The sequence below is a fragment of the Streptomyces sp. NPDC043726 genome (assembly GCF_056436565.1).
Genome location: NZ_JBWKCI010000004.1, coordinates 304,547 through 330,679, shown reverse-complemented (window position 1 = coordinate 330,679; position 26,133 = coordinate 304,547). Strand labels below are relative to the sequence as shown.

The 26,133-nt window shown below is 71.1% G+C and carries 25 protein-coding genes; 20 read left to right on the top strand and 5 right to left on the bottom strand.

Annotation, left to right across the window (positions count from 1 at the left end; all coding sequences use genetic code 11):
• Positions 1-26: 26 nt before the first annotated feature.
• Positions 27-1,568, bottom strand: a complete 1,542-nt coding sequence (locus AC068Z_RS13715; RefSeq protein ID WP_478554799.1) for a hypothetical protein — start codon at positions 1,566-1,568, stop codon at positions 27-29.
• 58 nt (positions 1,569-1,626) lie between these two features.
• Positions 1,627-2,148 (bottom strand): hypothetical protein, encoded by a 522-nt coding sequence (locus AC068Z_RS13710; RefSeq protein ID WP_478554798.1) that lies wholly within the window; start codon positions 2,146-2,148, stop codon positions 1,627-1,629.
• Between the two features lie 204 nt (positions 2,149-2,352).
• On the opposite strand from AC068Z_RS13710, the gene AC068Z_RS13705 reads away from it, so the two are divergent.
• The 13 genes from AC068Z_RS13705 to AC068Z_RS13645 all read left to right on the top strand — a co-directional run bounded on the left by AC068Z_RS13705 (position 2,353) and on the right by AC068Z_RS13645 (position 15,510).
• On the top strand, positions 2,353-4,179 hold the full coding sequence (locus tag AC068Z_RS13705; protein ID WP_478554797.1) for a hypothetical protein: 1,827 nt from the start codon (positions 2,353-2,355) through the stop codon (positions 4,177-4,179).
• Between the two features lie 323 nt (positions 4,180-4,502).
• On the top strand, positions 4,503-4,904 hold the full coding sequence (locus tag AC068Z_RS13700) for a hypothetical protein (protein ID WP_478554796.1): 402 nt from the start codon (positions 4,503-4,505) through the stop codon (positions 4,902-4,904).
• Positions 4,898-5,800: a hypothetical protein gene (locus AC068Z_RS13695; protein ID WP_478554795.1), complete on the top strand. Its 903-nt coding sequence runs from the start codon at positions 4,898-4,900 to the stop codon at positions 5,798-5,800. The genes AC068Z_RS13700 and AC068Z_RS13695 overlap by 7 nt, the downstream gene beginning before the upstream one ends.
• A gap of 44 nt (positions 5,801-5,844) precedes the next feature.
• Positions 5,845-6,540 (top strand): SAF domain-containing protein, encoded by a 696-nt coding sequence (locus tag AC068Z_RS13690; RefSeq protein WP_478554794.1) that lies wholly within the window; start codon positions 5,845-5,847, stop codon positions 6,538-6,540.
• Entirely contained in the window at positions 6,540-7,352 is an 813-nt protein-coding gene (locus AC068Z_RS13685) for a MinD/ParA family ATP-binding protein (RefSeq protein ID WP_478554793.1), read from the top strand. The genes AC068Z_RS13690 and AC068Z_RS13685 overlap by 1 nt, the downstream gene beginning before the upstream one ends.
• Positions 7,342-8,871 carry a CpaF family protein gene (locus AC068Z_RS13680; RefSeq protein WP_478554792.1) on the top strand — a complete coding sequence of 510 codons (1,530 nt, stop codon included), beginning with the start codon at positions 7,342-7,344 and terminating at the stop codon, positions 8,869-8,871. The genes AC068Z_RS13685 and AC068Z_RS13680 overlap by 11 nt, the downstream gene beginning before the upstream one ends.
• Positions 8,868-9,776, top strand: a complete 909-nt coding sequence (locus AC068Z_RS13675) for a type II secretion system F family protein (protein WP_478554791.1) — start codon at positions 8,868-8,870, stop codon at positions 9,774-9,776. The genes AC068Z_RS13680 and AC068Z_RS13675 overlap by 4 nt, the downstream gene beginning before the upstream one ends.
• The gene (locus AC068Z_RS13670; RefSeq protein ID WP_478554790.1) at positions 9,773-10,663 is read left to right on the top strand and encodes a type II secretion system F family protein; all 891 of its coding nucleotides are present in this window, start codon (positions 9,773-9,775) and stop codon (positions 10,661-10,663) included. The genes AC068Z_RS13675 and AC068Z_RS13670 overlap by 4 nt, the downstream gene beginning before the upstream one ends.
• A gap of 39 nt (positions 10,664-10,702) precedes the next feature.
• Positions 10,703-10,918 carry a hypothetical protein gene (locus tag AC068Z_RS13665; protein WP_478554789.1) on the top strand — a complete coding sequence of 72 codons (216 nt, stop codon included), beginning with the start codon at positions 10,703-10,705 and terminating at the stop codon, positions 10,916-10,918.
• A complete protein-coding gene (locus tag AC068Z_RS13660) occupies positions 10,915-11,340 on the top strand; it encodes a TadE family protein (protein WP_478554788.1) in 426 nt (141 codons plus the stop codon). The genes AC068Z_RS13665 and AC068Z_RS13660 overlap by 4 nt, the downstream gene beginning before the upstream one ends.
• A complete protein-coding gene (locus tag AC068Z_RS13655; protein ID WP_478554787.1) occupies positions 11,337-11,768 on the top strand; it encodes a TadE/TadG family type IV pilus assembly protein in 432 nt (143 codons plus the stop codon). Before AC068Z_RS13660 ends, AC068Z_RS13655 begins: the two co-directional genes overlap by 4 nt.
• Positions 11,768-12,223, top strand: coding sequence for a TadE/TadG family type IV pilus assembly protein (locus AC068Z_RS13650; RefSeq protein WP_478554786.1), 456 nt, complete (start codon positions 11,768-11,770; stop codon positions 12,221-12,223). Before AC068Z_RS13655 ends, AC068Z_RS13650 begins: the two co-directional genes overlap by 1 nt.
• Positions 12,223-15,510 carry a BTAD domain-containing putative transcriptional regulator gene (locus tag AC068Z_RS13645; RefSeq protein WP_478554785.1) on the top strand — a complete coding sequence of 1,096 codons (3,288 nt, stop codon included), beginning with the start codon at positions 12,223-12,225 and terminating at the stop codon, positions 15,508-15,510. The genes AC068Z_RS13650 and AC068Z_RS13645 overlap by 1 nt, the downstream gene beginning before the upstream one ends.
• Before the next feature lie 34 nt (positions 15,511-15,544).
• Here AC068Z_RS13645 and AC068Z_RS13640 read toward each other — a convergent pair whose 3' ends face one another.
• From AC068Z_RS13640 to AC068Z_RS13630, 3 genes are read right to left on the bottom strand one after another with little or no spacing between them, the layout of a single operon-like run.
• On the bottom strand, positions 15,545-16,540 hold the full coding sequence (locus tag AC068Z_RS13640; protein WP_478554784.1) for a hypothetical protein: 996 nt from the start codon (positions 16,538-16,540) through the stop codon (positions 15,545-15,547).
• Positions 16,541-16,550: 10 nt separating this feature from the next.
• Positions 16,551-17,150: a hypothetical protein gene (locus AC068Z_RS13635; protein WP_478554783.1), complete on the bottom strand. Its 600-nt coding sequence runs from the start codon at positions 17,148-17,150 to the stop codon at positions 16,551-16,553.
• Between the two features lie 2 nt (positions 17,151-17,152).
• Positions 17,153-18,211: a peptidoglycan DD-metalloendopeptidase family protein gene (locus AC068Z_RS13630; protein WP_478554782.1), complete on the bottom strand. Its 1,059-nt coding sequence runs from the start codon at positions 18,209-18,211 to the stop codon at positions 17,153-17,155.
• A gap of 253 nt (positions 18,212-18,464) precedes the next feature.
• Here AC068Z_RS13630 and AC068Z_RS13625 point away from each other — a divergent pair, with 253 nt between their 5' ends.
• Genes AC068Z_RS13625 through AC068Z_RS13595 form a run of 7 tightly spaced genes read left to right on the top strand, consistent with a single transcriptional unit; the run spans position 18,465 to position 26,108 of the window.
• Positions 18,465-18,773 (top strand): hypothetical protein, encoded by a 309-nt coding sequence (locus AC068Z_RS13625; protein WP_478554781.1) that lies wholly within the window; start codon positions 18,465-18,467, stop codon positions 18,771-18,773.
• A 43-nt stretch (positions 18,774-18,816) separates the two neighbouring features.
• A complete protein-coding gene (locus AC068Z_RS13620) occupies positions 18,817-19,608 on the top strand; it encodes a DUF8175 domain-containg protein (RefSeq protein WP_478554780.1) in 792 nt (263 codons plus the stop codon).
• Between the two features lie 6 nt (positions 19,609-19,614).
• Entirely contained in the window at positions 19,615-21,033 is a 1,419-nt protein-coding gene (locus AC068Z_RS13615) for a TrbL/VirB6 family protein (RefSeq protein WP_478554779.1), read from the top strand.
• Positions 21,020-22,519: an SCO6880 family protein gene (locus tag AC068Z_RS13610; RefSeq protein WP_478554778.1), complete on the top strand. Its 1,500-nt coding sequence runs from the start codon at positions 21,020-21,022 to the stop codon at positions 22,517-22,519. Before AC068Z_RS13615 ends, AC068Z_RS13610 begins: the two co-directional genes overlap by 14 nt.
• Positions 22,520-22,531: 12 nt before the next feature.
• Positions 22,532-23,983: an ATP/GTP-binding protein gene (locus AC068Z_RS13605; RefSeq protein WP_478554777.1), complete on the top strand. Its 1,452-nt coding sequence runs from the start codon at positions 22,532-22,534 to the stop codon at positions 23,981-23,983.
• Positions 23,980-25,725, top strand: coding sequence for a type IV secretory system conjugative DNA transfer family protein (locus AC068Z_RS13600; RefSeq protein WP_478554776.1), 1,746 nt, complete (start codon positions 23,980-23,982; stop codon positions 25,723-25,725). The genes AC068Z_RS13605 and AC068Z_RS13600 overlap by 4 nt, the downstream gene beginning before the upstream one ends.
• On the top strand, positions 25,722-26,108 hold the full coding sequence (locus AC068Z_RS13595) for a DUF4913 domain-containing protein (protein ID WP_478554775.1): 387 nt from the start codon (positions 25,722-25,724) through the stop codon (positions 26,106-26,108). Before AC068Z_RS13600 ends, AC068Z_RS13595 begins: the two co-directional genes overlap by 4 nt.
• The last annotated feature ends 25 nt before the right edge of the window (positions 26,109-26,133 follow it).

The following is a 26,133-nucleotide window of genomic DNA, read 5'->3' as shown; positions in this document are numbered from 1 at the left end:
TACAGGGTAGAACCGGGGGGTGCCGCTCACCCCAGGCTGGCGCCCCCGGCACGGGGGTGGGCCACGCCAGGGCGCATCGGAGGGGGAGAGCCTACGCTCGTCGAGGGGCCGAGCGTTGCCGAGCGGCTCCGTGCCGGTGACGAGCGGGGCGTCCGGGTCGCCGCGAGTCGGCTCGCGTGCTTGTCCGCCGCGGCGGCGACTTGGCGCAGCCCTTCTATATCGGATGCTCGGTAGGGATACCTCACGCTCTTCTCCGCGGCCCTCGCGATGTGCCGGGCGGCCGTTGCCGCCGCCGCGAACGACACGGCGTCGGCCTGCGGATCGAAGGGGCCGGAGTGACTGCGTGCGGGATACAGGGCACGCCAGGCCTCGCCGAAGGCGCGGACCCGGTGGTCGGTGCCGTGCCGCAGGAGTTTCTGCCCCATGTCGGTCGTACGCCAGGAGCGGAAGGCCGCGACGACGTCCTCACCGGATTCCAGCGCCTCGCTCTGCAGCGAATAGGCGCGGGCGGACGGGTCGTTGCCCGGCGGCAGTGTGCGCGACAGCCGGCGTGCGTGCTGGTAAGCGTCCTCGGCCACCGCCCCCAGCAGTGCCACGTCCCCGAGGGGATCCGTGCCCGAGCGTCTTCTCGCCTCGGCGTCGGCCATGCGCGCGAAGCGCTGGTAGCGCCGGGCGGCCTCGCGGTACTGACCGGCATCGCTCACCATGTTCTCGCCGGTGCCGGTGTGACCGAGGGGCGGAAGGTTCTTACGGGCGTCGGACAGAGCCTTCGTGGACGCCGCGGGGGAGTGGAGGGCTTTGCGGCCGCTGTCGGTCAGCAGCCATGTGTTGAACCTGTCCGCGATCTTCGTGGACGCCTGGGTCACTTCCCGGGCGATCCTGCGCAGATCCTCCCGCGACTCGGCCGCGCCCTGAAGCGGGCCGTAACCGGCGTAGGGGTGATGCATCCGGGTCAGGTCGGCCTTGATCTGCTCGGCATCGGCCTCGGGGGCCAGCGCCCGTCGCGGCGCGGTCTCGCGCAGCCGGGCACTGTACTCGGATGCGACGCTCTGCAGATCCCTCAGCGCCGCTACGGCCGAGGCCGTGCGCGGTGTGCCAGGCGCTGCGTCGAGGTCGTCGGCCAGGGACGCGGCACACCGGGCGTAAGCCGCGGCCGAGTTGGCCTCGACATGATGCCGGAAGGCCCGCCAATCGGGGCTGTTGCGCAAGGTCGCCCAGAAGCCGTCGCCGGCCAGGCTCACCGCGGTGTTGTGGACGGCCCTTGTGGTCGCCCGCACGTGCCGCAGTTCGTCCCAGGCCTGGTGCCCCGCGTATTCGGGGACGTGGTCGTCGACGATCCGAAGGGCCGTGGCCAATTCGGCGTACAGGTCTTCCCGGGTGGTTCTGGGCCGGGAGACGGTGGGCAGTTCGCCCGCCCGCCGCCAGGCGTCCCGGAGCCGGCTCAGGTCTCTGTCCAGGCCTTCGAGGCTCATCCGGAGCCCTCGGGCACGGACCTGCGACCAGGCATTGCGGGCCTGTTGAAAGGCCCGGTCGATGTCCTCTTCGGACGCTATGGGCTTGTTCGCCATTCACGCTCCCAGCGCGGTACGCGGATCACGCGAGCACGGCTCACACGTGGTCGGACGGCTACAGCAGGGGGTCGGAAGCCCGGCGTGCCGCTTCGGCCTCCGCCGGGTGCTCGGCCTCGGCGGCGCCGAAGGCGGACGTGGCCAGGAAGTCCTCGAGGTCCTCGTCCGCAGCGGCTGTGGGTGCAGGGGCGGGCGACTCGCGATGGGTGCCGTCCGCGCAGGCCGGTGCCCGCAGATACGGCTTGAATGCGTGCAGGGTCGAGATCCACTCGGCTTCCGCGAGGTCACGGCCGTCCGACGTGCGGCAGTAGATCCGCACCCAGGAGGCGTAGAGGGCGGTCAGATGCTCCAGGACCGACGGGTGCCGGTACCAGCAAGGGGAGATCTGTCCCCGCAACTCGAAGGCGGCAGCGAGCCAGTTGACCCACCGGGCCAGTTCGCGCATCCGTACATAACGTTCCCCCGGCGCCATCGCCGCCCAGACGAACCCGTGCGGAGCCGAGAACTCCAGCGGCCGGTCCACGGGATCCGGCCATACCGAATCGGGGCCGGGCAGGAAATCAGCAGGCGGTTCGGACATCGCAGCCCCCAGAGACATCTGCACACACGAATGATGATCGTCGCACAAGTGAACTGATCTTGCGTCAAGTTTTCTCTTCCTCAACGGTGTTCGTGCGAACGTAAGGGCGAGAGATCGTCAGTCGTTCGTGCGACGATCGGCGGTACGTACGGCTGTGGGCCGATCGCCGCAGCAGGGTCCGCCGTGGAACACCAAGGGGGTGTCGTGTTCGGCCAGGGGGAATTCGACCAGCAGGAGCTCGCCGCCAACAGCGACCAGATCATCGGCACGGCCCGTGACCTGTGGCTCGAAGCCGTACGGGTCGCGCTGGTCGTCGCCGAGATCGCGGCCAAGGAATACGCCAGGCGCCGCGAGCAAGTGGTCGAGCAGGCCCGCAAGGCGGATGCCCGGAAGATCTGGGAGGAGCGGCAGCGGGCCGAGCCCGTGCTGCGCGCCGCCCTGAGCGAGGACTTCTGGACGGACCCGACCCCCCAGGACATCGGCCAGGCGTGGCAGGCCGCCATGGAGTGGGCGCCGTCCGATCCCGAGGCGGCCGCGGTCCTTGAGCACATGCGGGACGAACTCGACAGCCGGTACGGCCTGGTCCCGGACGATGTGCAGCTCGATGTCGCCGACCTGTCCCGTGCCCTCGCCCTCGGCTCCCCCGACCTGCGCGCGGAGGCGGCCGAGGCCAGGGAGGACGCGGCGGCCTGGGGTGAGATCTCCAGCGTGTACGTCATCCGCGACCCCGGCGACCCGGAGCAGGTCCTGCACCGGGGCGAACTTCGCACGGTTCCCGGCGAGAACGTCGAGGCGGCGTCGGCCCGAGCGCTCAAGGAGTGGGCGGCCGCAAACGACCGGGACCTCGACGGCACCATCGGCATCGAGACCTTCACCAACGAGGACGTTCCCGGAAGAACTCCGGTCGCGGACGTGAGCGGTGCCCGTGCGCAGACGGTCATGGACGCCGAGGTCCGCCGGCACCGGCGTCTCGTCTCCGGTGCGGAGAAGGGGAGCCTCGCCGAGGTGCACCACGCGGTGTACGCCGAACTCGACCGCAATGAGGAGGCGGCCCGTCGGCTCGGGGAGGGATCCGAGGGGTACGACGACCTGCGCGAAGCGTCCAAGAGGCTGAATCTCAAGGCCGCCGCGGTGGAAGCCGAGATGCGGGGGGAGGACCCCCGGTTCGTCTACCAGTCGGCGACCCTGACCTCCAGGCTGTCGGCCGACGAGTGGTGGGAGAAGTCCACCCCCTCCCAAGTGGCCGGTGTGTGGGAGCAGGTGGGGCGCTGGCCGGACAGCCCGGCGAAGACGCGGATGACCGAGTTCCTGCAGGACGAACTGTTCAGTCGGCACGGGATGGACGTACAGAAGGACACCGCTTCGGAGACCGTGGCCGAACTCCTGGGAGGCGCCGAGAGCGACCTGCCCGCGGCGACGTACGCCGATCGCGCCTCCGACGCCCGGGCGAGCGCCGATGAGCACTTCAGGAAAGGGTTCGACGCCGCCGCGGAAGCGGCCCGGCTCACCCGTGAGGCCGACCAGCGGTCACAACTGCCGGACGCAGACGGCCGTTTGATCGAGGGCATGCGCAACCGTGCGCACGTCCTGACCGGTGAGGCCTACGTCCACTACGCGAGGTCGAGTTCCGCGTACGGGGTGGCCGGACAGCTGGAGGGCAGGGCCGCCGAGCACGCGGAGAGGTGGGACGTGGAGATCACGCCCAGGGACCTGAGGAACGGGTTCAACCGAAGCTGGGGGCGCGACCCCGACCTGACCGCCGCCGTGAGCCTCGCTGTCGCGCGGAGCGGCCGCACGCCAGAGGCGGCCCCTTCCGCTTCCCCTGTGGCAGCCGCGGAACCCGACCTCCCGAGGGGCACAGGCCGGGAGTCCGGTGAACGTGATCCCGAAGGAGCAAGTGCGGTCCGGGTAGCGGCGGTTGGGCAGTCGAGGTCGGTGCAGGCGCGACGGAATCGGGTACGGGCCGCGGCCGTGCCCCAACCGCACCCGGCGCGCCCCCGCGCCCATTCCGCGGGAACCGGTATCGGTTGATCGCGCGTGTACACCGAGCAGGACGAGTGATCAATATGGGTTGATCGACTGGGCAAATTCATGTGCCTGAAGTGACAGAATCTGTCTAGTCTTACGCTTGTGCTGTCAACTGGCATACGGGGACGGGGGATTGAGTGCAGTCATGTCTTGACGCATCCAGGTGGCGAAGGGGCACCGCCGCATCTGTCGCCGCGCTGCTTCTCGCAGCCGTGGCCGGCTGTTCGTCCTCGGACGAGTCGGCCGGAACCGATCCCTCCCCGACCCGGAGCGCGTCCGGTCAGGCGTCACCGTCGGCTTCGCCGGAGGATCTTGCCGAGGACCGGGTGCTCACCGCGTATCGCGGGCTGAACACGGTGATGGCCGAGTCGTACCGGACGGGCAAGGTCGATCAGGCCGAGTTGCAGAAGTTCGCCCGCGACAAGGCCGCCACCGGCGTGGTGGTCACCACGGCCTGGTACGACGAGCACGGGCTCAAGGTCGTCGGAGAGCCGGGGATCGCCCCTGAGGTCACCGCCGTGAATCTGAAGGCCGAGCCGAACACCGCGGTGCTGTCGGACTGCCTCGACTCGACCGACTGGAACACCGTCTACAAGTCGTCGGGCAAGTCGGCCAACAAGAAGGACGCCAAGGAGTCGCGCCGCAAGCCCGTCACTGCCAAAGCCGTCACGGTGGGGGACCGATGGCTGATCAGCGAGTACGAAATAGACCGGAGCCGGTCGTGCTGAGGCCGTTCAAGGCCATGCTGCCGGCCGCCGCGCTGGTCGCCGCGGTCCTGTCCGGCGGACCGGCGACCGCTGCTGACGACCCTCCGGTCACCTGCCCGCCCGGCGCCGTGGACTGCGACATCAGCGTCACCGATCCCGGCAGCCCGGGCGGAGATGGCGGAGGAGGCGGCGGCAATGGCGGGGGCGGCGGCTCCGGCGGCTCGCAGACGTGCATGGACGACGGCGAGGAGGTCCCGTGCTACATCGAGACCTACGGCTGGTACATGGGCGACGGCTGCTACGCCAAGGCGCTCGACCCCCAGCCGCCGGCCGACGACCCCGCTTTCGACGGCCGTCCGCCGGGCGGTGCCATCTACATGCAGATCTGCCTCGATGGTGAGGCGCTCGTCTCGCAGGGCTGGATCTGGTTGCAGGGCCCTCCGAACGAGCCGCAGGTGACACCCGAGCAACTCGCGCAGCAGGCCCTGGAGAAGCTCACCCTGCTCGGCCCGGACATCGGCATGGCTCCAGGGCAGGGGAAGACCGGCGTGGTCGGCATGCCGGTATGGATGTGGAACGAGAAGTCCCCCGAGACCTGGGGACCGACCTCGGCCAGCGCTTCCGCGGGCGCTCTCACGGTCACCGCGACCGCGAACGCCGAGAAGATCGTCTGGAACATGGGGGACGGCAACAGCGTCACGTGCGCCAACGCCGGTACCCCCTACGAGAAGTCGTACGGCAAGAAGGCGTCGCCCACCTGCGGCCACGTGTACACGAAGACCGGTGACAAGTTCACCGTGACCGCGACCACCACATGGAACGTGCACTGGACCGGTGGCGGCCAGCAGGGGGACATCACGGTGACCCGCGAGTCGCAGACCACCGCCCGGATCGGTGAGGTCCAGGTCGTCGACTGACGGTTCTCCGGCAAGCAGTTCTCATGGGGAAGGAACACCTGTACGTGAGCACCACTGAGGCACGGCCCGCCGAGGCTCGGGCCGTCACGCCAGCCACGCCGCCACGCTCACTGACCACCCGGCGCCGCAGACCGGCCCTGATCGCGCTGTCCGTCGCCCTGATCGCGGCGGGCGGGCTCGCCGGCGCCTTCACCGTGCTCACCAGCGGTGAGAAGACGCAGGTCCTGGCCGTGTCCCAGGACGTCCCCTACGGGCAGACCCTTGAGGCGGACGACCTCGTCGTCGTCTCGGTGGGTCTCGACCCGGCCCTGAAGCCGGTGAGGGCCAGCGAGAAGAACAGCATGGTCGGGCAGCGGGCCACCACCGAGCTCAAGGCCGGCGCGCTGCTGACGGAAGGGTCGGTCACCGACAAGGCGCTCGTCTCCGACAACGAGCAGCTGGTGGGTCTCAGGCTCAAGCCCGGCCAGTTGCCGGCGAGCAGACTGACTCCCGGGACGAAGGTGCTCGTCGTCTCCACCCCCGCCAAGGACGCGGCGGCCGCGGACCCAGCGAAGCAGGAGCAGGACACGGGACTTCCGCCCACACTGTCCGCCACGGTGGTCAACGTCGGCACCGCGGACAGCAGCGGCAGCCTCACCCTCGACGTCGCGGTCGCCTCGACCGACGGTCCCACGCTCGCCGCCCGAGCGGCCTCCGGTGACATCGCCGTCGTCGTGGAGCCCCGGAAGGCCGACGACTGATGGCGGTCATCGCGCTCGCCGGAGGCCCCGGGGCCCCCGGCGTCACCACCACGGCACTCGCCCTGCTGCTGGCCTGGCCCCTGCAGGCCGGCCGACGGGTCATCCTCGCCGAATGCGACCCGGACGGCGGATCCGTCCTGGCCGGCGCACTCGCCGGCCGTACCCCGGGCCCCTACGGGCTGCGCAACCTCGCCGTCGCCGACCGGCAGGGGCAACTGGGCGAGGCCTTCTGGCGCCAGCTGATCGATCTGTCCGACGAGGGCACCGACCGGCTGCTGCTGCCCGGACTCACCGACCCGGCCCAGGCCTCCAGCCTCGCCTATACCTGGGAGAGGCTGGCCGCGCTCTTCACGGGCATCGAGAGCACCGATCCCTCGCACGACGTCATCGTCGACCTCGGACGCTCCGGAGCCTTCGGTGCGTCAGCACCCCTCGTCCGCAAGGCGGACGCCGTCCTGATGGTCGTACGGCCCACCTTGCGCGGCATTCACGCCGCTCAGCCGCGGATCCGGGCGCTGCGCGCCGATCTGGACGAGGCCGGCACCGGAGCCGACGCCCTGGGGCTGGTGGTCGTGGACCAGGGCATGTACTCCGTCTCGGAGGTGTCCCAGCAGCTCGACGTCCCGGTGATCGCGCGGTTGCCGCACTCGCCGCAGGCCGCCGCGGTCCTGTCCGACGGGCACGAGGCCGGTCGCGGATTCAAGCGCTCCGACCTGCTGCGCGCGAGCCGCTCCGGGGCCGATCAGATTCTTCAGCACGTCCGCGGCCGACGCGCCCGCCTCATGCTCGGGGAGCACGCTCATGCACGGTAGGCCGCTCCACCCCGACCCCACGGTCCGTCCCGACCCGACCATGCAGCCCGCCCAACGGCGTCCCAGGGTCGACCCGCTGCCCTGGCGGGCGCAGGAGCCCGTGACGCAGGCCGGCCGGGAACGCGAGCACGGGGAGGCGTCGTTCGAGACGCGGGACACCGTCGACTACGCGATCGCCACCCAGCTGAAGAAGGTGGTCGCCGACCGGCTCGCCGACCTCCTCAAGGACAACCCGGGCATGAGCCCGCAGGCCCAGGCGCAGCGAGGCCGGGCTCTCATCAACGAGGCCGTCGCGGTCTGGTCGGACGCCGCCGCCATCGAACACGGCCGCTCCACCACGCCCGCCGAGGACCGCCGACTCGCCGAAGCCGTCTACGACCTGCTCTTCCGGGCAGGCAGGCTGCAGAAGTACCTCGACGACCCGCGCGTGGAGAACATCCTCGTCAACGGCCACGACGATGTGAGCATCGACTACGGCGACGCACGCCGGGTCCGGGTCCCTCCCGTCGCGGAGTCCGACGAAGACCTCAAGGAACTGCTGCGGGACCTCGCCCGGCGCACCGGCCAGAGCGAGCGGACCCTGTCCACCGCCAACCCCTTCCTGGCACTGCGCCTGGAGGACGGGTCACGTCTGCAGGCGATCACCGAGGTCACCCCGAAGACCTACGTCACCGTCCGGCGCCACCGGGTCCGCGACATCGATCTGCCGGGCCTGGTCGAACTCGGATCCATCGACACCACACTCGCCGCGTTCCTCGGTGCGCTCATCCGTGCCAAGAAGAACGTGATGATCGTGGGCACCCAGGGTGTCGGCAAGACCAGCCTGTTGCGTGCCATGGCCCGCGAGATCCCGCCCGACGAGCGGATCGGCACCATGGAGACGGAGTACGAGCTGTTCCTGCACGAGAACGGCCACCACCGCCAGATCGTCCCGATGGAATCCCGCATCGGCAACGGCGAGCGCGTCGACGGACACAGCGTCGGTGAGATCACCGTGAGCGACCTCATCTATCCGGCGCTGCGCATGACCCTGTCCCGCATGGTCGTCGGCGAGGTGCGCGGCCCCGAGGTCGTGCCCATGCTGCGGGTCATGACCAACGGCGAGGGCGGGTCGCTGTGCACGCTGCACGCCCGCGAGCCGCACATGGTCTTCGACCGGATCGCCGAGCTCTACATGGAATACGGCGGCAACATGACCGAGTCGCTCGCCTACAAGCAGGCGGCCAACGGCATCAACTTCATCGTCTTCGTGAAGATGATCGACGAGACGGCGATCGGCGGCACCCGACACCGTTTCGTGTCGCACGTCCTGGAGGTCACCGGGACCGGCGAGTCGGGCCGGCCCGCCACCAACACCGTCTTCGGCCCCAACCCGGAGCTCGACGAGCCGCGTGCGGTACCGCTGATGCACCCGGCCTGCCTGCCCGACCTGATGCGTGTGGGTTTCCCGGCGCATCTGCTCGACCTTCCGCGCGGGACCTGGCAGGCGCCGCTGGAGCTGAAGGTGAGAGTCGCGTGACCCAGCTCCTCATCGGTCTCTTCGCGGGCCTCTGCGTGACCGGCGGGATCGTCGCGCTCGTCGTCGGTGTCGTCGGCACCACCGAACCCGCGAGCCCCGGGCCCGCCTCCCGGTGGCGGGCCGCCATGGCCGGCAACCAGGCGGAGGAGCGCCGCAGAGCGCAGCTTCGTGCCCGGGCGGCTGTCGCGGCGGCGGTGGGGCTCGTCGTGTGGATCGTGACCGGTTGGTTCGTGCTCGGGCTGCTGATCGTCGCCCTCACCGTAGGGCTTCCCTGGCTGGTGTCCCCGGCCAAGGCGACGAACGCCCGCATCGAGCAACTCGACGCCCTGGCCGAATGGACCCGCAGGCTTTCCGACGTCCTCATGCTCGGTACCGGCCTGGAACAGGCCATCATCACCAGCCGCAAGACCGCGCCCGCCGTGCTGTCCGTCGAGGTCGGCGAGCTGTCGGCGCGGCTGCTGTCCGGCTGGCGGCCGGAGGACGCGCTGCGGGCGTTCGCGGACTCCCTCGGCGACGCCACCGCCGACAAGGTCGCCGCCGCGCTCATCCTGCGCAGCGCCGACCGGGGGCCCGGCCTCGCGGCAGCCCTCACCGATCTCGCCGACTCCGTGCGCGAGGAGGTCCGGCAGCGCCGGCAGATCGAGGCCGACCGTGCCAAGCCGCGCACCACTGTGCGGTGGATGACCTTCATGACGCTGGGTGTGGTGGGCTTCGGAGCCTTCAGCTCCGAATACGTCGCCCCCTACGGCACTTTTCTCGGCCAACTGGTCCTGACCCTGCTCCTGGTCGGTTTCGCCGGAACGCTGGGCTGGATGCGATCCCTGGCCTCCTACCGTCCCACGCCACGCTTCCTGGAGGCGGACCGCCGCAGCCGGGTGCCCGTACGGCCGGAGGTGTCCGCATGAGCATCCCCACCGTCGCCATCCTCAGCGGCGCCACCGTCGGAGGCGGGCTCGCTCTCTTCGTCCGTGCCGTGGTGCGCCCGCAGCCGGACCTCGCAGGAACTCTGGAGCGGCTCAACCGGGCGGGTCCGCTGCCCGCGGAGCAGATCGTGCTGTCGCAGGACGAGCGCTGGGGCAACTGGCTGCTCCCCCGGCTCTCCCGCCTGCCCGGGGTGCGCATCCCCCGCACCGACCTGGCGCTGGTCGGCCAGTCTCCGGCGAAGTTCATCCTGACCAAGGCTGCCCTGGCGATGACCGGGCTGCTGTTGCCCGCGTTCTTCTTCACCGTCTGGTCGTTCCTCGGACTGTCCCTCGCCTTCGTCATCCCGACCGTGGTCTGCCTGGGACTCGCGACCTTCCTGTGGTACGTCCCCGATCTCGCCCTGCGGGACACCGCGCGCAGGGCCCGTGACGAGTTCCGGCACGCGGTCGCCGCCTATCTGGACCTGGTGGCCCTGGAACGTGCCGGTGACGCGGGCCCGACGGAGGCCCTCGAGCGTGCGGCCGCGATCGGCCGAGGCTGGGCCTTCCAACGTCTGCGGGACGCCCTGCGCCGAGCCCGGGTGGACAAGGTCGCCCCCTGGGACACGCTCAAGGAACTCGCCGAGGAGTTGGAGCTGCCCGTCCTCGACGACGTCGCCGACATCATGCGGCTGTCCGCGCACGACGGTGCCGCCGTCTACACGACACTCCGGGCGCGCGCCAAGTCCCTGCGTACCGAACTGATGAGCAAGGACGCGGAGGAGGCCAACGCCGACAGCGAGCGGATGACCGCTCCCGGCGCCCTCCTGGCCGTCCTGATGATGCTGCTGATCGGCTTTCCGGCCGTCATCCGCATACTCACCGGCTGATGCCTCGACCCAAGAACCGACTGGAGAAACGGAAGACCCATGCGAAACAAGCTGCGTGAACTCGCCCCCATGATGGTGGTGCTGGAGGCCCTCGACGTCCGACTGCGGGAGGCGCGCCAGAACGGCGACCGCGGTGACGTCAGCATCTCGACCGTCATCATCTGGGTCGCCGTCATCGGCGTGGCCGTCGGCATCGCGACGATCATCGGCGTGACCCTCTACAACAAGTACTCCCAGCAGCTCACCGGCCTGTGAGACGCGGGCCCGTCGCGCGCCTCGCCGCCCGCCTGCGTCGTTCACGGCTCGGCGACGACCGGGGAGACGCCGCCATCGAGATGGCGATCGTCCTCCCGGTGGTCGTCCTGTTCAGCTTCATGGTCGTGCAGGCGGGCGTCTGGTACTACGCCAAGCAGATCGCGCTCACCGCCGCCCGTGAAGGGGTACAGGCCGCGACCGCCTACGAGGCCTCGGACGCCGCGGGCAGCGCTCGTGCCCGCAGTGTGCTCGACCGAGTGGCGGGGGACTCCCTGTTGGCCCCGGGAGTGTCGACCGTCGGCAGTGCCGAGCGCGTCACCGTCACGGTCACCGGGCGGGCGCCCTCCCTGCTGCCCGGCGTGGACGGCATCACCATCTCCCAGAGCGCCTCGGGAGCGCGTGAACGATGGACCAACCCATGACCGGCCGACGATTTCGCCGGGACGAGGGATCCGCTGCCATCGAGGCCGCCATCATCGCCCCCTGCCTGCTGCTGTTCCTGCTCCTGGCCATCGCCGCCGGGCGCATCGTGATGGCCGGTCAAGTGGTGGACGCTGCCGCGGAGGACGCCGCACGGCAGGCGTCGATCACCCGTTCTCCCGGTGAGGCGCACGACAGCGCACTGGCCGCCGCCCGCGCCACCATGTCCGGGCAGGGGCTGCACTGCGCCTCCGTCGACATCGCGCTGGACACGAACGGCCTGCAGGCGGCCGTCGGCGAGGCGGGCACGGTGACCGCCACCGTCACCTGCCGGGTGCGGCTGTCGGATCTGGCCCTGCCGGGCGTGCCCGGCACCCGCACCATGACGTCCAGCTTCACCAGCACGGTCGACCAGTACGTGGAGCGCTGATGCACCGCCAGGACAGGGACCTTCCCGCACGACTGAGCGCGGGCGACGATCGCGGCAGCGTCGCCATCTACGCGGCCATCGTGCTCGTCGGGCTGCTCGTCATGATCGGTATCGCCGTCGACGGCGGGGGCAAGATGCGGGCCACCGAACGTGCCGACGCCCTCGCCCAGGAGGCGGCACGCGCCGGCGGGCAGCAACTGGACGCCGGCGACGCCATCACCGCGGACCGGATCGCCGTCGACCCGGTGGCCGCCCGCGCGGCCGCCCTCGACTACCTGCGGCAGGCCGGAGCCAAGGGGACGGTCGCCGTCTCCGGCGACGGCAAGACCCTCACCGTCACGGTGACCGGTCAGTACAGCACCCGATTCCTGCCCGTCATCGGCGTGACCAGCATGTCCGTCACCGGACACGGCGACGCCACCCTCCTGCACGGCGTAGACGCCCCGGAGAACTGATGAACCCCCCTTCCGCCCGTCGTGGATCGCTTCTGGCCGACAGCCTGCGCTGCCTGCTGAGCCTCGTCGCCCTCGTCGCCCTCCTCGGGGTCCTGCCCGCGGTGCTGTACGTCGCGGGCCGGGCCGTGTTCCCGCTGGGGCTCGAAGGCATCGGCTCCGTCACCGATCTGTTCACCCAGCAAGACACCGGAGGCGTCGCCCTGCTCGTCCTGGTCGCCGTGGGCTGGGCGGGCTGGGCGAGCTTCGCGCTCTCGGTGCTCCTGGAGATCCCCGCGCAGCTCCGGGGCCGCAGCGCTCCTCGCCTGCGCGGCCTGCGCTGGAACCAGCGGATGGCGGCGGGCCTGGTCGGTGGCGTGCTCGTGCTGCTGCCCACGGCGGGCGGCGCGCTGGCGGCCGAGCCGACGCCCACGGCCGCCCCTTCGTCCGTGGCCTCGGCCACCGCCACGCCGGGTGGGCAGGAGGAGGCGAAGACGACCACTGCCGCGTCCCAGCGCTCCGATGCCTCGCACCCGACCTACACGGTGCGCGACACGCGTCCCGCGGACAGCTTGTGGAGCATCGCCGAGCAGCGACTCGGCGACGGGGAGCGCTGGACGGAGATAGCGGACCTCAACGACGGCCGGGTCATGGCCGATGGCCGCGTCTTCCACGCAGCCCAGCCGATCCAGCCCGGCTGGGTGCTGTACCTGCCCGGCGCGGCCGCACAGGAGGAGAGCGTCACCGTCCACCCCGGGGACTCCCTCTGGGACATCGCCGAGTCGTCCTTGGGCGACCCGACCCGCTACCCCGAACTCGTCGAGGCCAATGAAGGCCGGGTGATGGACGAGGAGGGGAACCGTCTGACGGACCCCGCGCTGCTGCTGCCCGGGTGGAAGGTCCTCGTTCCCGCCCAGGGAGAGGGAGAGGGGGAGGGCGAGGGCGAGAACGAGAAGCGTCCCGGGCAGCCGGGGGCGCGGGAGCCGGGGGCGCGGGAGCCCGGATCTGAGAAGCCCGGGGCGCAGGAGCCTGGATCCGGGAAGCCCGGGGCCTCGGACGCCGAGTCCGTTTCGCCTTCTCCCTCGCGGACGGCGCGCGAACCGGGAGCGGAGGCGTCCCGTACGACGGAGCCCTCGGCGACGCCGTCGCAGTCCGCCCAGCCCAGCGCCGAGTCCTCGTCGCCGCCCGAAGCCGAGCCGACCCGGGAGGGTGGGGCACCGTCCGCGGCGACGCCCCGTCAGCCCACGGCAGCGCCGACACCGTCGGCGGAGTCCTCCGCACCGACCGACGCGGGCCCGGCGCCGGACCGCACCGCGCCGGTGGCCGACGACAGCAGTGCCGTGGACATGGTCGCCATCGCGACGTGGGGCGGTCTCCTCGCCACGGGCCTGGTCTCCGTCCTCGCGCTCAAGCGGATCCTGCAGCGCCGTAACCGCAGGACCGGCGAGAGCATCGCCCTGCCGCGTGCCGCCACGGCCCCGACCGGCCCGGTGGCCTTCACGGCCGCCGACTCGTCCAACCCGGCAGCCCCCACGTCGTCCGGCCCCGCGGACTTCGCGACCGCCCTCTCGGCCGGCCCTTCGGCCGCAGTTCAGCCGGCTCCCGGGACAGCGGCCGGCGCAGGCGTGACCTCCTCGCAGGCCACGCCCTCCGACCTCGCGGACCTGGAGCGCCGTCTGCGGGCCACGGAGAACCCCGAGGGCGTCGCGCTGATCGACCGTGCCCTGCGTACGCTGGCGCACCGGCTGGCCTCCGAGGGCCGCCCGTTGCCCGAACTCGTGGCCCTGCGTCTCACCCCCACCGTTCTCGAACTGTGGCTGGATGCCCCGGCCGAACCGGTGGCCCCGTTCACCGCCCCAGCAGTGCCCACGCGCTGGATCCTCCCGGCCGATGCCCCCGGTCTCCTCGACCCGGACGCCTGCCGTGAGGTCTGCGCGCCCTACCCCGCGCTCGCCACGCTCGGCCGCGACCCCGAAGGAGCCCTCGTCCTCGCGGACCTGGAGGCGCTGGGTGTGCTGCTGCTGCCCGCCGACAGCGGCGACGTGCAGCCGGTCGCCCGGGCGCTCGCCGCGGAACTGGCCACGGCGCCGTGGAGCGACGATCTCGGCGTGCTGGTCGCCGGCCTCGACACCGGGATCACCGCCATCGAGGAGGGCTTCGGCCGTCTCGCTCCCGCCGAAGACTCCCGGGCGGCGATCGGCCAGGTGGAGGGGTGGGCGCGCACGGTGCGCGGTGCGCTCGCCGACGCGGGCGCCGACTCCCTGCACGCCGCCCGCACACGGCCTTACGGCGCTGACGCCTGGACCCCCCGTATCGCCCTGTGCGCCCATGATGTCCCCGCGGACCTCACGGAAGCCGTACGCGGTCTCCTCGACGCTCCCGCCTGCGCGGCGCTGGTGGTCGCCGCCGACGAGGGGGTCGCCCCCGGCGCCGTGCGGCTTCCCGGGCTCTCCGGAGGCACGGTCACCCTCGCCGGGACGGAGATCCACCTCGTTCCCCAGCACATCGGCGACGCCGACTACGCAGCTCTGCTGGGCCTGTTCGGCATCACGGCCGAGGCGGCGCGCCCTCCGGCCGAGGAACCGCGACCCCTGTCGCAGGAGGAGGAAGAGGAACTCGCCAGACAGCCGGAGACCTTGATCCGGCTCCTGGGCACCCCGCGGGTCACCGGTACCGCACAGGTCATCGCCGCCGCTGCCGCGGGGAGGTTGACCGAGGTCGCCGCGTGGATCGCCCTCCACCCGGGGTCCTCCGCCGAATCTCTCACCGAGGCGCTGTGGCCGACCGGGGTGTCGGCCGCGTACCGGACGGCACAGCTCTCCGCCCTGCGCCGCTGGCTGGGCGCCGAGATCAGCACGTCGGACGGCTACCGTCTCACCGGGGACATCGGCACCGACTGGCACCGTTTCCAACTCCTCGTCCGGCGCGGTGACCTGGCGGGCGCGCTCGACCTGGTCGAGGGCCGGCCGCTCGACGGCACGCCGTCGCGCCGCTACACCTGGGCCGATCCGGTGCGTCAGGACATGACGACCGCGGTCGTCGACGCCTCCGTCCGCCTCGCCGAACGCCTTCTCGAGGAGGGCGACGCGGCGGCGGCCCGCGCCGTGGCCGACCGAGGTCTGAAGGTCGATCCGGCGGACGAGTCGCTGCACCGACTGGCCATCAAGGCCGCGGCTGCCATGGGCGACCGGGAGGCCGTCGAGGAGTACGTCGCCCAGGTCGACTTCGTCGTCCAGTCGCTCGGCACCGACCTGCAGCCCGAGACATCGGAGCTGCTCGACGACCTGGACCGCCGCCCGGCACTGTCCTGAGACCCGCGCCCCGGCACGAGGCCGGGGCGCGGGGTCAGCGCAGTCTGCTGCGCACCACCAGCTTGCGCGCCCGTGTCAGGCCCTCGCCGCCGGGGCCCGGGACACGCGTGCGCAACTCCAGCAGGCCGGCGGCCTCTCCCCCGGGGAGCGCCGCCCACTGTTCCTGCGCCGCGTCCGCTGCCGCCACGGCCTCGGGGTCGTCCGGCCCGTGCCGCTCGGCCCGCTCCCGTGCCAGCGTCCTGAACAGCACATACGCCGTCTCGGTATCCCCCGAGCGCGCGGTGAGGCCGGCCTGCACACCGCGCAATCGGTCGACCTCGTGCTCCGGGGCCTCCCGCAGACACTGCTCACACAGCACCAGTGCCTCGGCCCAGTCCCGCCGTTCGGCCGCCTCGGCCATCCGCTCCTGCGCCGAGGGCCCGGAGGGCTCAACGGTCAGCAACTCCTGAAGCGGCGTGAACCGCGCTGCCGAGTCGCGCCGGCGCGGCATCTCCGGTGCGGCCTGCTGCGGCATTTCCGGTGCGGCCTGGTGTGGGGCCTGCTGCGGCATCACCGGTGCGGCCTGGTGTGGGGCCTGCAGCGGCATCTCCGGTGCGGCCTGGTGTGGTGCGGCCTGGTGTGGTGCGGCCTGCTGCGGCATCTCCGGTGCGGCCTGTTGCGGCATCACCGGTACGGCGGCGGGGTCCGGCCGGACTTGTGGTGGCGCGGCAGCAGCCTGGCGCGCCTTGGCCTTCCCGCGTGCCCTGCGCCCCTTACGGCCCGCGGCCGCAGGCGCCTGCAACACCGTGCTGTCGGCGTCCGGGTGCACCGCGATCAGCCACTCCGCCCCGTCCGGCTCCGTCAGTCGGGCGCGTACGGGACGCCCCACGCGTTCGGCGGTCTCGGCCGCACGCAAGAGAGCCGCCGCGCGCGGGTCGTTCCCGGGAGGGACGGCGAGGGCCACGTCGTCGACGCTCGCCCCGCCCTCCGGTGTGAGGCGGATGGTGAGCAGCGGCCAGCCCGGGATCTGCTGGTCACCGGATGCGGCCATGGGACCTCCTTCAGTCAGTGGCCTCGTCCGTGGTGATCTGCGAGATCCGCCATGGATCCGAGGCCTTCTCCCGGACGAGCGTCAAATAGGCCCGCAGCCGCGGCCCGGTGCCCTTCCACCCGTCCCGGCCGTGCGCCGCGCCCCGCACCACGACCGCGCGGTAGGCGAGGACCGTCGTGTCGGCGGGCGTGTCCTCGTCCGGGGTGGCGAGCTCGGCGGCGGCGGTGATCCAGGCGGCGTGCGAGGACCAGGTGCCCCATCGGGAACCCGGGGCGGAGGCGGGCTGATACGCGCGCTCCACCGCGCGCCGCTGGGCGGTGAGGTAGCGGTCGGCGCGCAGGAACGCGGTGTGCGGATGGGTGTCGTACATCGTGTCGTAGCTGTACGCGAGCCGGGACCATTCCAGCACGACCGCGCTCGCGTCCCCTTCGTCGACGGCCCGCGCCTTCGGCAGGCGCGCATCGGAGTCGGTGGGCCGGGACGACGGCAGCGACGTGGTGGCGGACGGCTTCGGGCTGCTCTTGGACGAGTCCGACGAGCCGCCGGAACCACAGGCTGCGAGGGTCAGGGCGAGTACGGCGGCGAGGGGCGGCGCCCACAGGCGAGGCACGGCTAACCTCCTATCCAGGGAGCCGGGTTGACGAACGCCCCGCCCCACATGACCTCGAAGTGCAGGTGGGGGCCGGTGGAGTTGCCGGTGTTCCCGGAGTGCCCGATGACCTGGCCCACCTGGACCGAGTCGCCCTTGTCCGCGCTGCGTGAGCTCAGGTGGTTGTACGTCGTCTCCACGCTCTTGCCGTCCCGGTCCTTGTGCTTGATGACGATGCGGTTGCCGTAGGCGTCGTTCCATCCGGACAAGGTGACCGTGCCGGCGTCCGCGGCGTACACGGGTGTGCCGACGGGCACCGCGAAGTCGGTGCCCGTGTGGTAGCCGTAGTAGCTGGAGGGCCGGCTGACGCCGAACGGCGAGGATACGACCGGGTCGCCCTTCAGCGGAGCGGCGAGCTTCTGGCCCGCGGGGATCGTCCCGCTCCCGCCTTCCTCAAGTGCCTGCGTGTATTTGGCTATCAGGGACTTGATGCGGGTGATGTAGTTGCGGGTCTCGGTGTAGTTCGGGACGCCGCCCGCATCCTCCACGGCGCCGGGGCCGGCGTTGTAGGCGGCCAGGGTGAGGTCCAGTACGTCTCCGGTGGCCACACCGCGGTCGATGTAGCCCTTCACGTCCCGCGCCAGCGCGCAGTCGTACCGGCCTTGCGCCATGATCGCGTCCCCCGGGTCGAAGGGGCTGGTCCGGCCGTTCTTGTCGTCGTCCCGGCCCCAGGTCTGCCAGGTCCCCGGAATGAACTGGGATATCCCCTGTGCGAGCGGCACTTTGACGGTCTTTCCGGTATCGGGGTCCTTGATGTACTGGTAGGACTGGGCTTCGGGATCCCAGTTGGACTCCGCCTCGATCTGCGCCGCGATCACAGGCGGGGTGATCTCCTTGCACATCGACCCGGCCTTGATGACCCACTCGCGATAAGCCGCAGGCACCTCACCCTCGTTGAGATCACCGGCGGCCTGCGCCGAATCGCCACCGCCGAGCATCGCGCCCAGCAGCACGAGTCCACCGAAAAAGGCGCCGAGGCAGCCGCCTCCGCACCCGATGCCGAACTTCGCAGCCCCCTGCATCCGAAGTCTTCGCCCCCGTGGCCCAAGTGATCAGATCTCGAACATTAGTTGGTGCCGTGGCGAGCCGCACGCATCTGAGGCAACTTGTAGCGCGGAGGCCACAACTGTCCCGAAAACGTCACGAGTTGAGATGCGCATCAGAATTCCCTCTACTGCTCGACTCGAACACCCTTATGATCGTCTCCGGTTGGGGCATGCCGCTCCACGAATCGGGTTCACGGCGGACGACGCCGGACGGGGTGACGAATTACCGATGATGTATGACCTGATGCTTGCCGCGGGCGAGTCCGCGCATCACGGAGGAACCTTCCTGGCCGATGTCTACGACCCCGGGCAGGGCAAGGAGCCGCCCGGCGTCGCGAACCTCAAGGACATCCTCCAGTGGGTCGCTTGGATCGTCCTGGCCCTCTGTGTCGTCGGCATCCTCGTGGTGGCCGGCCGTATGGCGGTCTCCCACCAGCGAGGCCAGGGCGGCGAGCACGCCACAGCCCTCGCCTACGTCCTGGGTGCCTGCGTCCTCGTCGGCGCGGCGTCCGGCATCGTGACCCAACTGGTCGCCTGACAAGGACCGGCTGCCAGCGAATCACCGGGGGGACGAGTTGAGTGTGGACCAGCAGCCCACGACATCCGATCAGGAGTCGCAGAACCCGTACACCAGACCAGGGTTCGTGGCATCGGCCGGGATCATCGCGCTCATCATCGCCCTGATCCCCGTTCTGATTCTCACGGGGGGCGGCGACGAGCCGTCCGGCGGCGAGGCGTCGGCCACGCGGAGCGGTTCCCAGCAGGCTGCGGCACCCGCCGCCTCGTCGAGCGCCGAGCAGGGGGAGGGGACAGAGTCCTCCTGTCCCGGGTTGAAGGACACGGCGACCGATACGGCGAGCATCGCCGATCTGGCTTCGATCGACCTGAGTTGGGAGAAGTTCGGGCCGATCAATCTCCCGCTGTCGAAGGACGCGGGCCCCGCCGTGGTCGACGGCGGAGTGGCGCGCTGCTACGCCCACACGCCGAGGGGTGCCCTTCTGGCCCTGACGAACATCTCCATCCGCTCGTCGAACGGCCCCGACTGGCGTGACGTCGTCGACCAGCAGGTGTACCCGGACGAGGCCAAGGGCGTCTTCGAGCAGGGCGTCGCGGCCGGCCGCGCCGACCAGACCTCCGACTTCCCTTCGTCGACGCCCACACTGGCCGGCTACAAGCTGGTCTCCTACACGCCCGACACCGCCGTCATCGACCTCGCGTTCGACACCCCTGGCGGCACCGTCCTCACGATGGTGCTGACGGCACGCTGGCACGAGGGTGACTGGATGCAGCAGATGTCCCCCAACGGAGGGCAGTCCGAGTCGGTCGTGAAGCGGTTCAACGCCGACGGATACTCCCCCTTCCCGGCGGGGTGATCGATCGTGGGCTCCTGCTGGAATCCGCTCAACTGGACCGACTGCGCGACCGACGCCGCCGCCGAGACCGGCGCCGACATCTTCGTCGTCATCGTCGAAGGCGCGATCGAGGGCTTGGGCAAGATCGTCGGTACCGTGATGTCGTGGTGGGTGCAGATCCCCACGCCCGACCTGGCGGCGGGCGGGGGTGACGACCCGAAGACGTCACCGGTGGCCTGGATCTGGCAGCACACGGGCTGGATCACCACCTGGGTGGCCGTACTGAGCCTGCTGATCGCGGCGGGCAAGATGGCCATCACCAGACGGGGCGAGGCGGCTGCCGAGGCCGCCAAGGGCATGTTGACGCTGACCGTGGTCACAGGGATGAGCCTGAGTGTGATCAGCGCACTCCTCGAGGCCTCCGACGCGTTCTCCGAATGGATCATCGAAGAGTCGTACAGCAACGTCGAGTTCGGCGACGCCATCATGGACTGGCTCGCCCTCAGCCGGCTCGTGGGAGGCATCGGGCCGGTACTCGCGCTTGTCCTGACCCTGCTGGCCACGCTCGCGTGCATCGTCCAGGTGGCGCTCATGATGGTGCGCACCGTGATGCTGTTCATCCTGTGCGGGATGCTTCCCCTCGCCGCGGCGTCGTCCATGACGGCCGCCGGTCAGGCGTGGTTCCGCAAGTCGATCGCCTGGCTCCTGGCGTTCATCCTCTACAAACCGATCGCCGCGATCATCTACGCGATGGCGTTCCGTATGACGGCGGCGATGGGTGACGGCAACGCGGACAGCAAGACCTTCCTCACCTCGATCTGCGGCATCATGCTGATGGTCCTCGCGGTGTTCGCCCTGCCGGCCCTCATGCGTTTCGCCACGCCCCTCGTGCAGGCCGTGGGATCCGGCGGTTCGGGGACCGGCGCGGCCGCGAGCGGGGCCAGCCTGGCGATGGGCGCCAAGAAGGTCGCCTCCTTGGCCAACCAGCAGTCCGGCGGCTCGGATTCGTCCTCCGGCGGCCAGTCCTCGCCGAGCGGCGCCGGCTCCACGCCCAACGCGTCGTCCGGCGGAAACGGCCAGGGCGGGGGAGGCACCCCCGGCGCCGCCGACCCCGGGTCCGGCGGAGGGCCCAAGGGCAGCCCCGCGAACGACTCCTCCCGGCAGAGCGCGTCCGGCGGCGGCTCTGCCGACGCCGCTCAGAGTGGGGGTGGCGGCGGCGCGCCGCAGGGCGCCGCGACCGGGTCCTCGGCGCAAACGGGCGCCGCGACACAGTCGACCGGCGCCGCTACGACAACGGCCTCGTCCAGCACCGCAGCCGGCGCCGCCGCCGGCCCCGCGGGAGCCGCGGCGGCTGCCGCCAAGGAGGGCTACGACAAGGTGAAGGGCGCGGCACAAGGTGCCGCGGAAAGCGGTGGAATGGACGGGGGACCCAGTGGCAGCAAGTGACATCAGCGGGCCGCGTACCTACGGCAACTGGCGCAAGCCCACCTCACCCGGCATCCACGGGCTCGGCATGGCCGGGACCATGGTGCTGATGGGCGGCATGGTGCTGGTCGTGATCTCCATGCTCGTCTCCGTGTGGCTGGCGCTGTCCTTCGCGGTCGTCGTCGGTCTTTCCCTGGTGCCCCTGTTGCTCCGGGACCGGCACGGCCGTAACGGGCTGCAGCGGTTCACCGCGCGGGTCGCCTTCCGCAACGGACGCACGAGCGGCCGGAACGTCTACCGTTCGGGTCCGCTCGGCAGGACCGGCTACGGCACCTGCCAACTCCCGGGTCTGGCCGCCCAGTCCAGTCTCACCGAGGCCGTCGACGCCCACGGGCGCCCGTTCGCCCTGCTCACGGTCCCCTCCGTCAACCACCACACGGCCGTGCTCCAGTGCGACGCCGACGGCGCGTCCCTCGTCGACAGCGACCAGGTCGACACCTGGGTGGCGTACTGGGGTCAGTGGCTCGCCTCCCTGGCCTACGAGCCGAACCTGGTGGCCTGCTCGGTGACCATCGAAGCCGCACCCGACCCCGGCATCCGCCTGGGCCGCGAGGTCAACGGCAACCTGGACCCACAGGCGCCCGCCCTCGCCCAGGCCGTGCTGCGCGAGGTCGTGCAGACCTACCCCGCCGGCTCGGCCACGCTCACGACGCGCGTGGCTCTCACGTACTCGGGCGCGGCCACGGGCGGCCAGAAACGCCGCGACGCCGCGGGCATGGCCGCGGAGATCGGACTGCGGCTGCCCGGTCTCGGCGCCAACCTGTCCATGACCGGCGCGGGTCCGGCCACCCCGATGACCGCCTCGGATCTGGCGGAGGCCGTGCGCGTGGCCTACGACCCCTCCGTCGCCGTGCTGGTGGAGGAGGCGCGAGCCGCGGGTGGCTCGGGGATCACCTGGGAGGACGCGGGGCCCATCGCCACCGAGGAAGCCTGGGACCACTACCGGCACGACGGGGCCTTCTCGATCACGTGGTCCATGAGCGAGGCGCCCAGGGGCGAGGTGTTCTCCTCCGTGCTGGCCTCCCTGCTGCTGCCGCACGCCGACATCAGCCGTAAGCGGGTGACCCTGCTGTACCGCCCGCACGACCCGGCCGCCGCCGCCCGCGTCGTCGAACGCGACCGCAAGGACGCGCTGTTCAAGGCACAGCAGGCCAAGGTGCAGCAGGCCAGGGACTCCGTGGCCGTACGCGCCGCCGATCAGGCGGCACGTGAGGAGGCCACCGGGGCGGGCGTCGTCCGCTTCGGGATGCTGGTCACCGCGACCGTGACCGAGCGAGAGGAACTGGAGCGCGCGTCGGCCGCGATCGGCAACATCTCCGCTCCCGCCCGCGTCGCACTGCGCCGGGTGTACGGCTCCCAGGCCTCGGCGTTCGCCGCCGCACTGCCCCTGGGCATCGTGCTGCCGCATCATCTGCGCGTGCCGCAGGCCGTACGCGACGCCATGTGACGAGGGGACTCGATGGATCAGAAGCGGGCACCCGGGACGCGTCGGCCGGGCTGGCGTGGCTGGGCCGGGCGCGGCGGCGGTGCGGCGGCGTATGTCGAGGCCGCGCCCGAATGGCGTGGCACCACGGTTCAGGTGTGCGGACTGTGGCCGTTCGCGGCCGGTTCCGGCACGCCGATGGTCGGGGTGCCCCTCGGCCGTAACCTGATTTCCGGCGCGGCCGTGTGCTGTGACCCGATCAGCTGGTTCCAGCGGGCCAACCTGCTGCTGAACCCTTCGGCGTTCGTCCTGGGCAAACCGGGCCTCGGCAAGAGCACCGTGGTGCGCCGCCAGGCCCTGGGACTGGCCGGCTACGGGGTTCACCCCATGGTCTTCGGCGACCTCAAACCCGATTACGTCGACCTCATCGACGCGCTGGGCGGCCAGGTCATCACCCTCGGCAGAGGGCGCGGCTACCTCAACCCGCTGGACACCTCGATCGCGATGTCCGCGGCGGCGCGGCTGACGGGCGAGGCACGCCGCGCGATCATCGGGGACGCCCACGGCCGCCGCCTCAACGCCGTCTCCGCCCTGCTGACCATCCTGCGCGGTGAACCACCTACGGACCGGGAGGAGACCCTCCTGGCCTCCGCCCTGACGGTTCTCGACGACCGGCGGCGCGGCACCCCCGTCATGGCCGATCTGTTGCAGGTCATCAAGGACGCCCCGGAGTTGGTGCGTTCCGTCGCACTCGACCGTGGCAGCCTCAGCCGCTACCGCGACATCACCGAGCCTCTTGAGTCGTCTCTCACCGGCCTTCTCGGCCAGGGGCGGCTCGGGGACATGTTCGCCCACCCCACCTCGGTGTCCATGGTCACGGACCGGCCTGTGTGCTTCGACGTGTCCGCGATCGACGACTCCGAGGTCCTGTTGCAGGCGGCGGCGCTGTTGACGTGCTGGACGTACGGCTTCAGCGCGGTCGCGGCCGCTCAGGCTCTGGCGGACGCCGGACTCGAACAACAGAAGCACTACTTCGTGATTCTCGACGAGTTGTGGCGTGTCCTGCGTGCCGGGCGGGGCCTGGTCGACCGGGTCGACGCGCTCACCCGGCTCAACCGCCAGCGCGGTGTGGGCATGGCGATGATCACCCACACCATGTCCGACCTGCTCGCGCTGCCGGCCCAGGAGGACCGGATGAAGGCGAAGGGCTTCGTGGAACGCGCGGGGATGGTGATCTGCGGGGGGCTGCCGGGCGCGGAGATGCCGGACCTCAACCAAGTCGTGGCGATGTCGCACGTGGAGCAGGAGATGATCACCGGCTGGTCGACCCCGCCCGCCTGGGACTCGGCCGCGGGGCGTGAGGCGCCGCCTCCGGGCAGGGGCAAGTTCCTGATCAAGGTGGGCGGCAGGCCCGGTATTCCGCTGCAGGTGGAGCTGACCGAGGCCGAGTTGTCGATCAACGACACCAACCGCAGGTGGGCGACGTGACCGCCACGGAGGGCAAGCGGGGACCGTCCTCGGAGTTCGGCCCGTTCCTGTTCCTCGGCGCCGTGCTCACGCTGGTGCTCGGTGTGGTGAGCTGCTGGGCCGCGGCCGCGGCCGGAGCCGCGCTGGCGGGTGGTGAGGGTCCGCCCGCCAACCCGTTCGTGTACGTGCTCGGCCTGATGGCGGGGACCGCCCGCTGGCCCGGGGCGGCGGCCACCGCCGTGGCCGCGGCCGAGGGCCTGCTCGTCCTGGTCGTCGGTCTCGTCCTGATCAGGGCGCTGCTCAAGCGTGGCGCGCGGCCCAAGATCGACCGCACTGCCCGCTACCTGGGCCGGGGCAGGGAGATCGACAAGCTGAGTGCCGCGGGCGCGGCCGCGACAGCCGCCCGGCTGGGCACCAAGGCGGACCTGCCCGGTGTGTTCATCGGCCGTGCGCTCCTCGGAGGCCGTCCGCTGTACGGCAGTTTCGAGGACATGCACATCGACATCTGGGGACCGCGTACCGGCAAGACGACCCGGCGCGCCATCCCGGCCATCTGCGACGCCCCCGGTTCCGTACTGGTCACCTCGAACAAGAGAGATGTGGTCGACGCCACACGAGGTCTCCGGGAGACCAGAGGCCGCGTATGGGTGTTCGACCCGCAGGGCCGAGCGGGGGAGCCCCCCTCCTGGTGGTGGAACCCACTGTCGTACGTCACCGATGTGTCCAGGGCCCGCAAGATGGCGGCGCACTTCGCGCTCGGGTCACGTGATCACGGTGCCAGAACGGACGCCTTCTTCGAGCCGGCCGGCCAGGACCTGCTGGCCGGGCTCCTGCTCGCGGCCGCCGAGGCCAACGAGCCCATCACGCAGGTCTACACGTGGCTCACGCGGCCGAAGGACGACACTCCGGTGCGGATCCTGCGGGAGCACGGGCATGTCCTGCCCGCGGAATCGGTGGAAGGCGTGATCACCGCCCCGGAGAAGCAGCGAGGCGGCATCTTCGGTACGGCGATGCAGATGGCGTCCTGTCTGGTGAACCCCGCGGTCCATCCATGGATCACTCAGGGCGGCGGCATGGCCAAGCGACCCGAGTTCGTCCCCGCCGACTTCGTCCGAGACGACCTGGGCACGCTCTATTCGCTCTCCCGCGAGGGCAAGGACTCGGCGGGGCCCCTCGTCACGGCGCTGACGGTGGCCGTGGTGGAGGCGGCGGAAGAGGCGGCGACCATGCAGCCGGGCGGCCGACTGCGGGTTCCTCTGCTCGGAGTTCTGGACGAGGCGGCCAACGTCTGCCGCTGGGCCGATCTCCCCGACCTGTACTCGCACTACGGATCGCGCGGCATTGTCCTCATGACGATCCTTCAGTCCTGGGCGCAAGGCATTGAGGTCTGGGGGGAGAAGGGGATGGAGAAGCTCTGGTCGGCGGCGAACATCCGGGTGTACGGGGGTGGCGTCTCCGACACCAAGTTCCTCAACGACCTGTCTCAGCTGGCGGGGGAGTTCGAGGCCGAGACCGTCTCGGTCTCGTATCAGCCCGCTCAGCAGGGCGGAGGGCTGTTCTCCCATCGCTCCACCAGCCACACCTCCCGCCGTGAGCGGGTGCTGGACGTGGCGGATCTGGGGGCGATGCCTCCGGGCCGGGCTCTGGTGCTGGCGTCGGGTACGCCGCCCGTGCTGGTCGAGACGGTTCCCTGGTGGGAGTCAGGCCACGCCGAAGACGTCCGCGCTTCGCTGGCGACGCACGATCCGGGGGCGCGTCCGTGAACGATGCGTGGGACGACGAACCGGAGCCGGTCTTCGCCTCCCTGGACGAGTTCGTCACCGACTATCTGTCGCAGATGATCCGCCGACGCGTGAACGGCACCATGCTGACGTGGTGCCCGGCCTGGTGGAAACACGCGGAGGCCATCGCCCGCCTGGACGCGCTGTGGAGGGCGTGGGAGCATCTGCGCCTCGACCGGAACCTCGGCATGTCCACCTGGTGGCTGTACCACTGCGATCCCCACCTGAACGCCCTCATGGACGCCGACACAGGCCCGTTCTCAGGCTGTTCCCCCACGGACGGTCACACCCCGTACCCCCACCCTCCGCTTCCCGTGGACCCGTCGGACCCGATGCTGTGGACGGACAGCCCGTTCAAACGCTGAGGTCCCAGGGGGACCGGTGGCGGGC

What these genes read in the sequence shown, in the direction of transcription:
- AC068Z_RS13715 (WP_478554799.1), bottom strand. Translation starts at nt 1,568, where the DNA reads ATGGCGAACAAGCCCATAGCGTCCGAAGAGGACATCGACCGGGCCTTT.
- AC068Z_RS13710 (WP_478554798.1), bottom strand. Translation starts at nt 2,148, where the DNA reads ATGTCCGAACCGCCTGCTGATTTCCTGCCCGGCCCCGATTCGGTATGG.
- AC068Z_RS13685 (WP_478554793.1), top strand. Translation starts at nt 6,540, where the DNA reads ATGGCGGTCATCGCGCTCGCCGGAGGCCCCGGGGCCCCCGGCGTCACC.
- AC068Z_RS13680 (WP_478554792.1), top strand. Translation starts at nt 7,342, where the DNA reads ATGCACGGTAGGCCGCTCCACCCCGACCCCACGGTCCGTCCCGACCCG.
- AC068Z_RS13670 (WP_478554790.1), top strand. Translation starts at nt 9,773, where the DNA reads ATGAGCATCCCCACCGTCGCCATCCTCAGCGGCGCCACCGTCGGAGGC.
- AC068Z_RS13665 (WP_478554789.1), top strand. Translation starts at nt 10,703, where the DNA reads ATGCGAAACAAGCTGCGTGAACTCGCCCCCATGATGGTGGTGCTGGAG.
- AC068Z_RS13655 (WP_478554787.1), top strand. Translation starts at nt 11,337, where the DNA reads ATGACCGGCCGACGATTTCGCCGGGACGAGGGATCCGCTGCCATCGAG.
- AC068Z_RS13650 (WP_478554786.1), top strand. Translation starts at nt 11,768, where the DNA reads ATGCACCGCCAGGACAGGGACCTTCCCGCACGACTGAGCGCGGGCGAC.
- AC068Z_RS13645 (WP_478554785.1), top strand. Translation starts at nt 12,223, where the DNA reads ATGAACCCCCCTTCCGCCCGTCGTGGATCGCTTCTGGCCGACAGCCTG.
- AC068Z_RS13640 (WP_478554784.1), bottom strand. Translation starts at nt 16,540, where the DNA reads ATGGCCGCATCCGGTGACCAGCAGATCCCGGGCTGGCCGCTGCTCACC.
- AC068Z_RS13630 (WP_478554782.1), bottom strand. Translation starts at nt 18,211, where the DNA reads ATGCAGGGGGCTGCGAAGTTCGGCATCGGGTGCGGAGGCGGCTGCCTC.
- AC068Z_RS13625 (WP_478554781.1), top strand. Translation starts at nt 18,465, where the DNA reads ATGATGTATGACCTGATGCTTGCCGCGGGCGAGTCCGCGCATCACGGA.
- AC068Z_RS13605 (WP_478554777.1), top strand. Translation starts at nt 22,532, where the DNA reads ATGGATCAGAAGCGGGCACCCGGGACGCGTCGGCCGGGCTGGCGTGGC.